This window comes from Streptomyces sp. NPDC059080 (assembly GCF_042739975.1).
Classification (GTDB): domain Bacteria; phylum Actinomycetota; class Actinomycetes; order Streptomycetales; family Streptomycetaceae; genus Streptomyces; species Streptomyces benahoarensis.
This window is the reverse complement of the sequence record NZ_JBHYGX010000032.1, coordinates 24,326-37,593: the sequence shown is the minus strand read 5'-3', so window position 1 is coordinate 37,593 and position 13,268 is coordinate 24,326. Positions and strand designations below refer to the sequence as shown.

The following is a 13,268-nucleotide window of genomic DNA, read 5'->3' as shown; positions in this document are numbered from 1 at the left end:
TGCGCCCGCATGGTGCGACGGCTGCCGCGTCACTGCGGAGGCTGCTGCTGCCATCCCTGCTGATCGTGCTGCGGCGCGTCCGGGGCGGGCTGCTGCTGTTGCCAGTGGGCGGGCGGCTGCTGCGGCTGCTGGGTCCAGCCGCCCTGCTGCGGCGGGTAACCGGCCGGCGGCTGCGCCTGGGGCTGCTGCTGCTGCGGTTGACCCTGCTGCGGGTACTGCTGCTGCGCGTACGGGTCCTGGGCGTACGGGTCCTGCGCGTACGGATCCTGGCCCATCTGCTGGCCCTGCTGCGGGTACATCCCCTGGGCCTGCTGGGCGCGCGAGAAGTCCTCGGCGACCAGGGCGGACAGGTGGAAGTACGCCTCGCGGGTCTTGGGCCGCATCATGTCGAGGTCGACCTCGGCACCGGCGGCCAGATGCTCGTCGAACGGCACGACGACCACACCGCGGCAGCGCGTCTCGAAGTGCGACACGATGTCGTCGATCTTGATCATCTTGCCGGTCTCACGGACCCCGGAGATCACCGTGATGCCGCGCTGCACCAGGTCGGCGTAGCCGTGCGCGGAGAGCCAGTCCAGCGTGGTGCTGGCGCTGCTCGCACCGTCGACGGACGGCGTGGAGATGATGATCAACTGGTCGGCGAGGTCCAGGACGCCGCGCATGGCGCTGTAGAGCAGGCCCGTACCGGAGTCGGTGAGGATGACGGGGTACTGGCGGCCCAGGACGTCGATCGCGCGGCGGTAGTCGTCGTCGTTGAACGTCGTGGAGACCGCGGGGTCGACGTCGTTGGCGAGGATCTCCAGGCCCGACGGCGCCTGTGAGGTGAACCGGCGGATGTCCATGTAGCTGTGCAGATGCGGGATCGCGTGCACCAGGTCACGGATGGTCGCGCCGGTCTCGCGGCGGACACGTCGGCCGAGGGTGCCCGCGTCCGGGTTCGCGTCGATCGCCAGGATCTTGTCCTGCCGCTCGGAGGCGAGCGTGGCGCCGAGCGCGGTGGTGGTCGTCGTCTTGCCGACGCCGCCCTTGAGGCTGATCACCGCGATCCGGTAGCAGGACGTCACGGGCGTGCGGATCAGCTCCAGCTTGCGCTGACGCTCCGCCTCCTCCTTCTTCGCGCCCAGCTTGAACTTGGACGGCTGCGCGTTGGCGCCCGGCTTGCGCCGCTTGGGCTGGTTGCGCAGGAGGCGGTCGGAGGTCAGCTCGACCGCGGCGCTGTAGCCCAGCGGCGCGCCCGGGGCGGCACGCTGCTGCGGCTGCTGCTGACCCGGCTGCGAGTACGAGGCGTAGTTCGCGGCACCACCGGCCTGCTGACCCGGAAGCGGCTGATGCGGAACCTGCCCTTGCTGTGCCGCCTGTGCGGCCTGTGCCTGTTGTGCCTGCTGTGCGGCCTGTGCCTGTTGTGCCTGCTGTGCGGCCTGTGCCTGTTGTGCCTGCTGTGCGGCCTGTGCCTGCTGTGCCGCTTGGGCCTGCTGCTGCGCGGCCTGCTGGGCGGCCTGCGCCTGCGGGTCGTAGCCGGTCTGCGCGGGCTGGCCCTGCTGCGGGTACCCGGCCTGGGCCTGCTGCTGGGCGGTCTGCTGGGCCTGCGCGTCGTAACCGGCCTGCGGGGCGGCCTGCTGCGGGTGCGTCTGCGGCGACTGCTGCGGGTATCCCTGCGCGGCGGGCTGCGGATAGCCGTACGCCGACTGCTGCGCGGGCACCTGCTGTTGGGGCTGCTGCGGGTAGCCGTACGCGGGCTGCGGATAGCCGTACGCGCCCTGCTGCTGGGGCGCCGGCTGCGGGTAACCGCCCTGCTGCGGGTACCCGCCTTGCTGGGGGTAGCCCTGCTGCGGGAAACCGGCCTGCGGCGCGGCCTGGGGCTGGGCCTGCTGCGGGGGCAACTCCTGCCCCGGATACGACTGTTGGGCCTGCTGTGGGGGCAACTCCTGTCCGGGATACGGCTGTTGAGCCTGCTGCGGCTGCGGCTGCGGCTGCGACTGCTGCTGGGCCTGCGCCTGCTGGGCCTGCGCCGTGCGCGGATCGGCGGGCTGGTACTCCGGCGGCAGCGGCGGCAGCCCGCCCTGACCGGGCACACCCTGCGCGGCGGCGTCCGGCTGTGCGGGCCACGGGGCACCCTGCGGCGGCACGCCCGGCTGCGCCCCGCCCTGCTGCGGAGCGTCCTGCGGGGCGCCACCCTGCTGCGGCGCCTGGGGCAGGGCCTGCTGCGGCTGCACGGCGGCCTGCGGCGCCTGCTCCAGCTGGGCGGCCTGCGCCTGATCGGGCTGCGGGGCCTGCTGCGGCACCGGTTGCACGGCGGCCTGCGGTGCCTCCGGGCCCGGCTGTTCCGGTGCCTGCGGGGCGGGCGCGGTGGCCGGCGCGGCAGCGGCCACGGACGCCTCGGCCGCCTGCGGCGCCGCCGGTGCCGTCTCCTCGGCCGGTGCGGCGTCGTCCTCGTCGTCGTCCCACAGCGAGGCGGACGGGTCGGCGCCCGTACCGGAGCGGACGTTGCCGCCGCCCGCCGGGGCGTCGGCGGCGGGCGCGGGTGCCGGGGTCTCCGCCGACGGCGCGCCCTGGGGTGCGTCCGCGGGCTCCTGCGGGCGCAGCATCGGGAAACCGGGCGGCGCGGTGTCGGCGGGCGGCGGCACCGGGGCGCCGACGGGGCCGGGAGCGCCCTGCGGGCCACCGGCCGACGGCGGGCCCGCGACGCCCTGGCCGGGCAGCGGCTGCCCGACAGGGGGCGGGGGAGGGGCGGGCGCCATGGGGGTGCCCGCGCCGCCGCTGGTGTCGTTGCTCGCGTACCAGGCTGGGGCCGCGAAATCGATCTTGAATTCGCCCGTCAGGTCGAACTCGGCCTGCTCGTCGTCAGGGTCGTTCCCGTCCGGGCGGAAAGCCTCCCGCTCGTTCACTGTGCCTCCTGGTGTACTGCAACGCACCTGAACGGCAGGACCGGATACAGGCGGATCGATCGGATGTCACGGAATTCGGAACACGCCGCCCGGGATTGCGCCAACACTGCTTTCTCCATCCCCGTATCGGCTGCCGTCCGGTGTGCTCCTGCGGCGTCATACAGCCTAATCAAGAGTCGGGCCCGAACGGCAGTCGACGTCATGTCGTCTTCTGACCCTGTGGCACGCCTACGGGCGCATCCGAGGATGCGCCCGTAGGAAATGCCCCGGCCTGCGGGCGCGGTGCGCCCGGGCCGTCAGTCCATCCGGCGCGGCCCGCCGAGCAGGTTGGTCTCCGCCTCGGTGGGCTGCGTCATCACGAACTGGTGGCTGTCGCGGGTGCACCAGAGCATCGCGTTGTCGCTGAGCGTCGGCAGCACCGCGCCGACCTGCTCCGGCAGCCGCATGACGCGCGTCACGACCTCCGCCTCCTCCGGCGACAGCCGCTGAAGCCCGACCAGATCCGCCCGGCTCAGCATCTGGGGCGACCGCGGTCCGAGGAACGGCAGCACGGTGAGCACCGACTGCCACGGGCTCGGCGCCAGCTGATTGCGCGGGGGGCGCGCGCCCATGTCCCGCACCACCAGCACGGGGCTGGAGACCGACGGTCCCTGGGGCGCGATCTGACGCACCTCGTGCACCGACACGCACTGCTGACCGCCACCGGCGGCCTGCGCCATCTGCCCCCAGGCCGGCGGCCGCGCCGTCTCCACCGCGACCCGCGCCCCGGTGGCGACCGTACGCAGCGCCAGCACCTGCGCCATCCACATGCTGCCGACCAACGCGATCTCCAGCGGCGCGGGGCGCAGCAGGCTCAGCACCGCGGGCTGGTTCTGCGGGTCGATGCCGATGATGACACCGTCGTCGCCGACCGGCAGGGTCAGCGAGGCCAGCGAATCGGCCGTCAGCACATGCGGGCTGCGGCGCGGACCGCGCAGCCCGAAGCCCGGCTGCGGCGTCGGCCCGGACTGCCCCGACCGCTGCTCGTCCGGACGCGGCTGGTGCGACGGGCGGCGCTCCTGGCCGGTGTCCGGCGCGCCGATGGGCGGATTGCGCCAGCCCGTCCCCGAGTTGTTCACACGCGGCTGATAGGTGGGAGAGGCCATCAGCGGGTACCTCCGAGGGGGAGCGTGGCGAGCAGGCCGGGCAGCTGTTCCCGGTCGAGCCGGACGAGACCGACCTTCGCCGAGCCGGAACGCCGCTCCAACTCCCGCTGTGCGGCGTCGAGTTCGTTCTCGCTGCGGGTCGACAGCCGGACGTAACCCGAGATCGCGGGCGCCCGCCCGCTGCCGTGCGTCGCGGTCAGCGCGAAGGTGCTCGCCATCGCCGGGGTGCTGGTCAGCAGTTGGGTGACGGCCGCCAACGGCGCGCCGCCGGGGCCGAGCTGGGGCCAGCGCCCGATCCAGTACGTGGTGTGCCAGCGGTCGTCGCAGCGCCATGCCCGCGTCGTCTCCTGGGTGCGGCGCCCGGAGCGGCTGTCCCGCGCCATGGTGCCGTTGGCGGCCCGCGGGCTCACGCACACCGCCGTGCCGACTGCGGCCACGACCTCCCGCTCGGCCAGCACACGCGCCCGGACGCCGTGCGAGGTCAGACGGCTCACCAACTGGTCGGCGGCGCGCAGCAGCGACCGCTTGGCGCCTTCCATGCCGCCGCCACGCGCCTCGATCGCCTCCGCGCACAGCTCCGGATCGAGCTTGAGCGCGATCCACGTCAGCTGCACGGCCGGGGTCTGGGACTGTGCCTGTAGTGGCGCGTACGACCGGGCGGCGACGGCCTGTTCGGGCAGGTGCGGCGCCGGGGCCGGCTGGGTGTACTGCACGTACTGCACGGATTCGAGGTGGATGTCCTCGATGTCGAGCGCGGTGTGCAGCACATCGAGCGGCAGCATGTGGCTGCCGCGGGCGGGCCGCAGCGGTTCGTCCCGGGGCTCGACCTGCACCAGCGCGGTCAGGAAGGTGCCGTCCCCGACGAAGCCGACGGCGCGCTGCTCGGCGTCGGTGTACTCGTACGTGCGCAGCGCCGGGTCGCACTCGACGACCGGGGCGAAGGCCGGCTCGACGCCCTGCGTCACCGCCGCGCTCGCGGCCTTGCCGCGGCGCTTCATCGCGCGCACAGTCGTGATCCACTCGGGGAGCGGGATCCGGCGGCGCCGGCCGAGGGCGAAGATGACGAGGACGGCGGCCAGTACGGCCGCGACGGTCAGCGCGATCACGTTGACGGACGCCCCGACCAGGACCAGTGCGGCGGCGATCTCGATGATGGCCAGCTGCTGGACGCGGACCGGGCCGATGCTGCCGATCTGCGGACGCAGGCGTGGGGCCACCGGTCCGCCCGACGAACTCCGGCCCCCTTCCCTGCCGTTGGCCGGATCTGATCCGTCCTGGCCGCCGTTTCCCGCGTTGCGCGGTGCCGTGGAAGGCTGTTCCTGCTGTTGCCGCCCGTTGCGGCGTCGAGCCCTGGTGGCGCTGGACATCCCCCGGCCTGCTCCTCTACTGGTGACGTGGCCTCGCGGCGTATCAATCGCCGTTGAGACTGGTGCGTTGGAAGGTGGCACCCGTACCGTACGGGTCGATCGATACACGGCATAGTAGAGGGCGCTACGGCGTGAGTGCCGGGGGCGGTCGATGTGGATCCGACACGCGGGGAGAGAAAGCAACAATGGCATCACGTCGGGACGAGCTCAATGCGTATTCATTCGCGCGCAAGCGTACGAATGCCGCATTTCTGAAGCCGCTGCCGAGCGGGTCGATCGAGAGTGCGCCGCGCCCTCTGAAGGCTGTGCTGCCGAGCGTCCTGATGGGCGTCGTGATCCTGGTCGGCTTCGGTGCCTGCGGCATCATGAAGCCGGTGGCGCCCCAGGGGTGGGACGCGGTCGGGGAAAACGTCATTGTGGGATCCGATTCGACCACCCGTTATGTCGTTCTCAACAGCGACAACAGTCAGGGTAAGAAGGAGAAACTCCTCCACCCCGTCCTGAACCTCGCCTCCGCGAAACTCCTTCTCGATCCCGACAAGTACAAAGTCGTGAACGTCAAGGAATCCGAGCTGGACGGAAAGATCGCGCACGGTCCCGCCGTCGGAATTCCTTTCGCCCCCGATCGTCTCCCCAATGCCACGGACGCGGGCAAGGCGAAGACCTGGGCCGTCTGCGACCGACCGGGCAGCGGCGTCAACAGCAAGGCCCAGCAGGCCGTGTTCGTGCTCGGGGGCAAGGACAAGAGCCTCGTCGAGGACAAGGGACGTCTCGACATGCACCAGGTGCTCTTCGTGCGCGACCCGCAGAAGAAGCTCTGGCTGGTCGACCACAACGGCTTCAAGTTCGCGCTCGACGCCACCCTGGACGGGCGCAACGCCCAGCTGGCGGGCACGGGCTCGAAGGACCCCGACCTGCTCCTGCGCCGCGTGCTCTTCAAGGAGGCGGAGCCGCAGGACGTGACGCAGCAGTGGATCGACACCCTCATCCAGAGCCCGGTGCCGATCTATCTTCCGATGATCAAGGGAGCCGGCCAGCCCTCGCACGCCGAGGGCGTCCCGCCGCAGTACCGGACCATCGGCACCGTCCTGGAGATCCCCGGCAGCGCGGATCAGAGCACGACGGATGGCGAGAAGGCGGGCAAGGAATACGTCGTCACTGCGGAGGGTGTACAGCAGGTGTCGGGCTTCGTCGCCAAGCTCCTGATGGAGGGACCGAACGCCCAATTGGTGCACCCCGATGGCTCGCTCATGAAGGCGGAGCAGGTCTCTACCTCCAGCATCACCCCGATGACGGATGACAAGGGGCGGTTCATCTCGTACCTGGGCAAGGTGCCGCACACCGATGTGGACATGCCCTGGCCGACCGAAGAGGTCGACATGGCCAACAACTTCGCCGAGGGCTCCCAGACCGGCGGTCTGACCACCCCGACCGACAACGGCGTCTCCTGCAGCGTCTACGACGGCACCACCATCAAGCTCCCCGGCGGCGCGGACAAGGCCCTCGGCTACCCCAACGGCCTGCCGAACATGGGCACCTGGATCGGCAAGGACTACCCGGCGAAGATCGCGAGCGGTGCCTCCTCCTACGTCACGCCCGGCAGCGGCCAGCTCCTCCAGCGAGTCCGCACGCCCCAGGAGAAGGACGGCTCGCTCTACCTGATCACCGATACCGGACTGCGCTACCGGGTGCCGGTCAACAACGACAGCTCCGAAAAGGCGGGCAACGCCAAGCAGGAGGTCAACCAGGCGGCCCTGCGGCTCGGGTACAAGGGCGTCCACGCGGAGCCCATGCTGATGACGTGGGTGGACCTGCTGTCGGAGGGCCCGGCGCTCAGCGTCGGGGCCGCCCGGAAGACCGGCACGTCGTAACGGGGCGGCGGGAGGCACGGCCGCCCGCGCTGCCTCGCGCCGGATTCCGCGGGCGGGCCACCGGATTTCGGTGGCCCGCCCGGCTATTTCCGGATTTGCTCCACGGCTTCCCTTACTCCCCGGAAGAAGCCCTGGAAAATCTTGATGCGTTTCTCCGCGGGCCGATAGAATCGCATGTGTCCGCTTCGCGTGATGATTCCTCGAACTGGCCTTACTGGGCGGCTAGTTGGGGTTGTGGTGATCCCGTCACAACATTGCTCCCTCTGTTGGGGGCGGCCGTACGGAGTGGTTAAAGTGGACGATGGCGTCGGCAGGCGGCGCCGACCGCGCGGCGCCGTCAGGGGTGCGGTGCGGGTGACGTGCGAGTCTCATGGGGGACGTTGCGATGAGTGGTAATCAGTTCACAGTCACCGAAGAAGAGATGGTCGCGTTCAGCGGCAAGATCGGATCGGTCACTCAGGCGATCGAGGGGGAGATCCGGCACCTGAACACGGTCGTCGACAACATCACCTCCGGCTGGAAGGGCCAGGCGGCCAATTCGTACAACCAGCTTCAGTCGAAGGTGAACGAAGACGCGACTCGCATCAACCAGCTTCTGAGCGAGATCAAGGAAGCGATCGACGGCACGACCAAGAACTACTCGGCCTCGGAAGAAGCGCAGAACGCCTCGATGTCCCACGTGGCCTCCTCCTCGGACTCCCCCTTCGGGTGAGCCCGGCGCCGCTACGGCGGTACACGGTGAGTCAGCAACCGCGGTAATGATGATTCGGCGTTCGCCCAACGGTACCGCGGCCATGTGAATCGATCAGTTCCAGAAACTCCCGAGGAGACATCATGTCGGGCCACATTCTCGTCAATTCCGAGACGATCGAGCAGGCGTCCCAGGACGTGAAGCGCACCGCCAGCCAGATCCGGCATCAGCTGGACGACCTGGAGGCCGGTGTCAAGCGGATCGCCAGCACCTGGGAGGGTGCGGCGAAGGAGGGCTACCAGGCCCGCCAGCGCGAGTGGGACAAGCGTGCGCACTCCCTGCAGCAGACGCTGGAGGCCATCTCCAAGGCGCTCCACGAGGCGTCCGTGAACTACCGCGAAACGGAGCACCGGAACGCCGCCATGTGGTAGGAGCTTCCGACGCCGCAGGTGGAGACGGCTAACGGCTGAGCAGCCACAAGGCTCGCACAGTGGCAGAAGAGGGCGGGCGCGCTGCACCAGTGCGCCCGCCCTTCTGGCGTCCACATCCGCACCGCTCGTTTCCGTACCCAACGCCACCTCGGCACCGCTTCTTCGCCTCGTCCCGTCCACCACGCATGGAGAGCAGACAACCCGTGGGATCTCGCGCCAACGGTCACCGAGCAGGGCACCACCGCCGCGCGGCGGGCGCATTGGTGACAACGGCCTGCACCATCGCTCTTTCCGGTGTCACCGCCCTCCCGGCGGCCGCGGACGAGAACGTTCCGCTGAACAGCGGTGAGTGCAAGTTCAACACCACCGACATCAAAGAGACCCCGTGGTCCCTGCAGCGCCTGATGACGCAGCAGCTGTGGGCGCACACCAAGGGCGAGGGGGTCCGCGTCGCCGTCATCGACACGGGCATCGATGCCGGGAACGACCAGATCAAACCCGCCATCGGGGCCGGGGGCAAGACCTTCGTCAAGGGCGGCAAGGCCACGGAGGACCGGGTGGGCCACGGCACCAAGGTCGCCGGCATCATCGCCGCCCAGCCGCGGTCCACGTCCGGCTTCTACGGCCTCGCGCCCGCGGCCGAGGTCATCCCGTTCCAGCAGACCGACCAGGAGAAGCCCGGCACCGCTGACAGCCTTGCGAAGGCCGTCAGCGCGGCCGTCGACGAGGGCGTCGACATCATCAACATCTCCCAGGGCACGGACGCGAGCGAGGATTTGCTCCCCACCCTGAAGGCGGCAGTCGCCAAGGCCGCGGACAGGGGCGTCCTCATCGTCGCCTCGGCGGGCAACGACGGCGCCTCCGGCAAGGAGAAGCGCATGTACCCGGCGGCGTTCCAGGAGGATGACAACGTCCTGGCCGTCGCCGCCTCCGACCGCAACAACGAACGCGCGGCCTTCTCGCAGCCCGGCGACTACGTCGACATCGCGGCGCCCGGCGTCGACATGGTCTCCACGGTGCCGGGCGGCGGCAACTGCGTGGACCAGGGCACCAGTTTCTCCGCCCCGTACGCGGCCGGCGCCGCGGCGCTCCTCAAGTCCCTGCACAAGGACTGGAAGCCGCAGGAGCTGATCTGGCACCTGGAGCAGACCGCCGAGCGCGTCAACCGCGGCCCGGACCACAACATCGGCTGGGGCGTCATCGACCCGGTGGCCGCCCTCAACGACACCACCAGGCCCACCGGCCAGCCCACCCCGGACAAGCCCACCAGCCAGAACAACACCAAGATCCAACCGGCCGCCCTCACCATCGGCGAGAGCCCGGAGGACCGGCGGGCGCGGATTTCCCTCTACATTGTGGGCGGAGGACTGCTGGCGGTCGCCGCAGTGGTGGGTGCGTCCATCGCGCTTCGGGACTGGCGGCGGAAGACGGCAATCGCATCACACGGGGAGACACATCATGGGTGATCAATACCGAGTTGATCTCAGCGCACTCGAGGACACGGTCCGGAAGCTCAACGTCATCCTCAAGGACCTCGGCAACGCGCACGCGGATACGCGCTACAAAACGTCGCTGTCGCCGAACGCGTTGGGAGGGGACGCCCCCGGTGCCACCTTCCTGGAGGCGCGCAAGCTGACGAATGCCCATACGGAGATGAAGACGCACATCGAAGGCATCGTGGCGCATCTCAACAAGGTCATGGACACGTTCGGCACCAACACGCGCAAGGCGCACGGCAACTATCAGAACCAGGAAGCCGAAACCGCCGGGAGCATGTCAGGTGAGTAGGACAACGTCCCGATCGGCCGGGGGCGGCGGGTCCGTAGTTGGTGTGCAAAGAAGCAGAGGGGGAATCCGGTCATGAGCGATGGCGACTTCGAGTACATCCCGGCAACGATGTGTTATGCCGCGAAGCACGAAACGAACTTCGCCGAGATGGACATGGACACCATGCAGGGCATGGTGAAGGCGTCCAATCCGAGTGAGGTGCACAACGTCTCCCATGGCTGGAAGGACGTTCACGACCAGCTCGTGGGAGGCAGCAGCGGAGGCATCAAGGGAGCCTTCGACAAGGCCGTCGAAGAAGTTCTCGAACACTGGCAGGGGCCGTCGGCGGAGAAGTTCCGGGCGCAGGCCAACAAGATCAGCAAGAAGATCTCGGACTGCTCTCTCTACGCGGACTACACGTCGCGCGCGATGAAGAACGCGGCGAACGTGCTGGAGCAGCTCAAGCCCGAGGTCGAGTCGATGGACAAGCCAGGCAAGGTCGACAGTGCCGTCAACTGGTTTGAGGACGGTGGAAGCCGCGACGATTCGGGACTCAAGCGCGATCTCGCCAACCCGGGCATGACCACGCAGCAGGCGCTGGACAACAACTCCGGCAGCCTGTCGTCGGGCAAGGAGCAGCAGCTCCGTATGGCCGTCAAGATGGAACAGCTGGGGGCGGCTTACGTCTCGCAGGCCAAGGCGATGGGGACGTGGAAGGGCAATCCGCGAGTCGACAAGCATGAGGACTACCCGGGCCCGCCGGGCGGCGAACCGCCGGCCCCCATCCCGATGCCCATGCCCTCTGGGGGCGGCCCGGGGCCGAGCAAGGTGGGCTCACCGTCGATCAAGCCGCCGGTCAAGGGCCCGGGATTCTCCTCCGATGACCTGCGTCCCCCCAAGACGTCCGGAATCAGCGGCGGTATCGGAACCCAGCCCGGCAAGGGCTCGTACACACCCGACGTCAGCACCGGGCTCGACAGCTTCCAGCCCCCGAAGGGCGGCGGAGGCGGCCTCTCCGGCGGTATCGGTGGCGGTACCGGCGGTGGTGTCGGCGGCGGCCTGAACGGCGGTGCCGGTGGCGGTATCGGCGGCGGCACCGGAGCCGGTGGCGGCGGTATCGGCGGTGGTATGGGCGTCGCGGGTGGTGGCGGAGCAGGTGCCGGCGCTCGTGGCGCAGGCCGCACCGGAACGCCCGGGATGGGCGGCGCCGCGGGTGCCGGTAAGGGCGCCGGGGCCAAGGGCGCGGGCGGCGCCGGCCGAGGTGGAGCCCTTGCCCGTCAGAAGGGCGGCGTCATCGGCGCCGGTAAGGGCAAGGCCAGCGGTGCCGGGCAGGGAGGCTCGGGACTGCACCGCAGCCGCGGCGGAGCGCAGGCCGGTGCCGGCGCCGGCGGCCGTCGTCCCACGGGCATGGCGGGCGCACCCGGGGTGCACGGAGCCAAGGGCAAGGAGAAGGGACAGAACAACGGCGAGCGTCCCGACTACCTTGTCGAGGACGAAGAGACCTGGGCGTCGGAGCGTAACGTTGCGCCGAAGGTCATCGAGTAAGAACCTGTCGGCTGTCGATCGGTGGTAACAAGATGGGGCCCTGGCTCTCCGGGCGGGGCCCCGTCCTGTTGGGAGAGGTGTAATGACATGAGCTTCACTCGGAAGCTACGTGTGGTGGGTGGCGCGGTGGTGGCCGGTGCGCTGCTCTTCGGCACCGCACCGGTTGCGTCGGCGGACCAGATCAGAGACGCGCAGTGGGCTCTGAAGGCATTCGATGCCGAGAAGATCTGGGACCTTTCGACGGGGAAGGGCGTGACCGTCGCGGTTATCGATGACGGAGTCAATTCGCACCACCCGGACCTGCAGGGCAACGTCCTGAGCGGCAAAGATTTCATCGATGGTGGGTCGGTGGAGCCCGAGGACGGGGACACCCACGGTACGCAGATGGCTGCGACAATCGCCGGACACGGGCATGGTTCGGGGGACACGGAGGGCGTCAAGGGATTGGCTCCCGATGCCAAGATCCTCCCTATCCGCGACCTGGGGCGGGGCGCCAATGGGTATGCGCCGTCCATTCGTTACGCAGTTGATCGCGGCGCGTCTGTCATCAACATGTCGCTGACCGGCCCTTCTTCCGACGGGGAGAGCGAAGCGATTTCCTATGCCTTGAAGCATGACGTGCTGATCATCGCCGGTTCGGGAAACCTGGGCCAGGGCGGACCCGACGCCATTCAATACCCGGCCCGATACCCGGGTGTGGTGGCCGTCGGCGGTGTGGGGAAGACCGGCGAGATCTGGTCCGGTTCCAACTACGGGCCGCAGATCATGCTGACCGCGCCCGCAGTCGGCATTGTCTCTGCGGGGAGCAGCGGGAGTTCCCTGTACCAGAAGGGCACGGGTACTTCCGACTCCACTGCTTTCGTGTCGGGCGCAGCGGCGCTTCTCCGGGCGAAGTTCCCTGACCTCACCGCAGGTCAGATCGTCAACCGCCTCACCAAGAGCGCTGGTCTCCCGGCTTCGGCGAAGGGGACTCAGCTTCCCGATCAGAAGTACGGCTACGGATTCATTCAGCCGCTCGCCGCGCTCAAGCGGGATATTCCGGCCGGGCCGAAGAACGGGCCGTTGAAGATGCCGACGGCTGCTTCCTCGCCGGCCGCAGGGGATTCTGCGGTTTCGCAGGGCAACGACGGGTCTGGGGACTCGGCGCAGGCCGCGGACAAGGCAGGGATGAGTCCGCTCTTCATCGTTATCGTCGTCGTCGGGGGTCTCGTCGTCATCGGGATCCTTCTGGCGATCGTGCTGATGGTGGTGCGGGGCAAGGGCCGGCGGAATGGGCCGCCGCCGGGTGGGCCCGGTGCTCCCGGTTTCGGCGGGCAGCAGGTGCCGTATCAGCAGCAGGGTGGTGCTCCCGGGCAGTACTCCGCGCCGCCGGGCCAGTACCCGCCGCCTCCCGGGCAGTGACGCAGGGATGAGGCTGTCGCTGGCACGTTGAGTGGGCGGCTGAAGTGGACGACGAGCGGGGGGGGGGGGGTGGGGTGGCCAGGGGGTGAGACCAGCCCCCCCGCGCACAGCTGTCGCAGGCACATCCCCGCGACGCGCGCGCGGCTCTCGCGCGCGCGCGGGCCC

Annotated in this window: 10 protein-coding genes; 7 read left to right on the top strand and 3 right to left on the bottom strand. The window is 69.7% G+C overall.

Going from position 1 to position 13,268, the window contains the following annotated elements; translation table 11 throughout:
• Window positions 1–29 precede the first annotated feature (29 nt).
• The 3 genes from ACFWWQ_RS22505 to eccE all read right to left on the bottom strand — a co-directional run bounded on the left by ACFWWQ_RS22505 (window position 30) and on the right by eccE (window position 5,397).
• Window positions 30–2,885 (bottom strand): SCO5717 family growth-regulating ATPase, encoded by a 2,856-nt coding sequence (locus tag ACFWWQ_RS22505; protein WP_384598844.1) that lies wholly within the window; start codon window positions 2,883–2,885, stop codon window positions 30–32.
• A gap of 296 nt (window positions 2,886–3,181) precedes the next feature.
• On the bottom strand, window positions 3,182–4,030 hold the full coding sequence (locus tag ACFWWQ_RS22500) for a hypothetical protein (RefSeq protein ID WP_384598841.1): 849 nt from the start codon (window positions 4,028–4,030) through the stop codon (window positions 3,182–3,184).
• Window positions 4,030–5,397, bottom strand: a complete 1,368-nt coding sequence (eccE, locus tag ACFWWQ_RS22495) for a type VII secretion protein EccE (RefSeq protein ID WP_384598839.1) — start codon at window positions 5,395–5,397, stop codon at window positions 4,030–4,032. Before eccE ends, ACFWWQ_RS22500 begins: the two co-directional genes overlap by 1 nt.
• A gap of 185 nt (window positions 5,398–5,582) precedes the next feature.
• Here eccE and ACFWWQ_RS22490 point away from each other — a divergent pair, with 185 nt between their 5' ends.
• The 7 genes from ACFWWQ_RS22490 to ACFWWQ_RS22460 all read left to right on the top strand — a co-directional run bounded on the left by ACFWWQ_RS22490 (window position 5,583) and on the right by ACFWWQ_RS22460 (window position 13,103).
• Window positions 5,583–7,268: a type VII secretion protein EccB gene (locus tag ACFWWQ_RS22490; protein WP_384598837.1), complete on the top strand. Its 1,686-nt coding sequence runs from the start codon at window positions 5,583–5,585 to the stop codon at window positions 7,266–7,268.
• A gap of 385 nt (window positions 7,269–7,653) precedes the next feature.
• A complete protein-coding gene (locus tag ACFWWQ_RS22485; protein ID WP_384598835.1) occupies window positions 7,654–7,980 on the top strand; it encodes a WXG100 family type VII secretion target in 327 nt (108 codons plus the stop codon).
• Between the two features lie 122 nt (window positions 7,981–8,102).
• Entirely contained in the window at window positions 8,103–8,390 is a 288-nt protein-coding gene (locus ACFWWQ_RS22480) for a WXG100 family type VII secretion target (RefSeq protein ID WP_384598833.1), read from the top strand.
• Between the two features lie 185 nt (window positions 8,391–8,575).
• Window positions 8,576–9,856: a type VII secretion-associated serine protease mycosin gene (gene mycP, locus ACFWWQ_RS22475; RefSeq protein ID WP_384598831.1), complete on the top strand. Its 1,281-nt coding sequence runs from the start codon at window positions 8,576–8,578 to the stop codon at window positions 9,854–9,856.
• Complete coding sequence (locus tag ACFWWQ_RS22470) at window positions 9,849–10,178, top strand: hypothetical protein (RefSeq protein ID WP_384598829.1); 330 nt, start codon at window positions 9,849–9,851, stop codon at window positions 10,176–10,178. Before mycP ends, ACFWWQ_RS22470 begins: the two co-directional genes overlap by 8 nt.
• 72 nt (window positions 10,179–10,250) lie before the next feature.
• The gene (locus ACFWWQ_RS22465) at window positions 10,251–11,702 is read left to right on the top strand and encodes a hypothetical protein (RefSeq protein WP_384598827.1); all 1,452 of its coding nucleotides are present in this window, start codon (window positions 10,251–10,253) and stop codon (window positions 11,700–11,702) included.
• Window positions 11,703–11,789: 87 nt separating this feature from the next.
• Window positions 11,790–13,103: a S8 family serine peptidase gene (locus ACFWWQ_RS22460; protein ID WP_384598825.1), complete on the top strand. Its 1,314-nt coding sequence runs from the start codon at window positions 11,790–11,792 to the stop codon at window positions 13,101–13,103.
• Window positions 13,104–13,268 lie beyond the last annotated feature (165 nt).

Coding starts and splice junctions, on each gene's coding strand:
- mycP (WP_384598831.1), top strand. CDS start 8,576: ATGGAGAGCAGACAACCCGTGGGATCTCGCGCCAACGGTCACCGAGCA.
- ACFWWQ_RS22490 (WP_384598837.1), top strand. CDS start 5,583: ATGGCATCACGTCGGGACGAGCTCAATGCGTATTCATTCGCGCGCAAG.
- ACFWWQ_RS22460 (WP_384598825.1), top strand. CDS start 11,790: ATGAGCTTCACTCGGAAGCTACGTGTGGTGGGTGGCGCGGTGGTGGCC.
- eccE (WP_384598839.1), bottom strand. CDS start 5,397: ATGTCCAGCGCCACCAGGGCTCGACGCCGCAACGGGCGGCAACAGCAG.
- ACFWWQ_RS22500 (WP_384598841.1), bottom strand. CDS start 4,030: ATGGCCTCTCCCACCTATCAGCCGCGTGTGAACAACTCGGGGACGGGC.
- ACFWWQ_RS22470 (WP_384598829.1), top strand. CDS start 9,849: ATGGGTGATCAATACCGAGTTGATCTCAGCGCACTCGAGGACACGGTC.
- ACFWWQ_RS22480 (WP_384598833.1), top strand. CDS start 8,103: ATGTCGGGCCACATTCTCGTCAATTCCGAGACGATCGAGCAGGCGTCC.
- ACFWWQ_RS22465 (WP_384598827.1), top strand. CDS start 10,251: ATGAGCGATGGCGACTTCGAGTACATCCCGGCAACGATGTGTTATGCC.
- ACFWWQ_RS22485 (WP_384598835.1), top strand. CDS start 7,654: ATGAGTGGTAATCAGTTCACAGTCACCGAAGAAGAGATGGTCGCGTTC.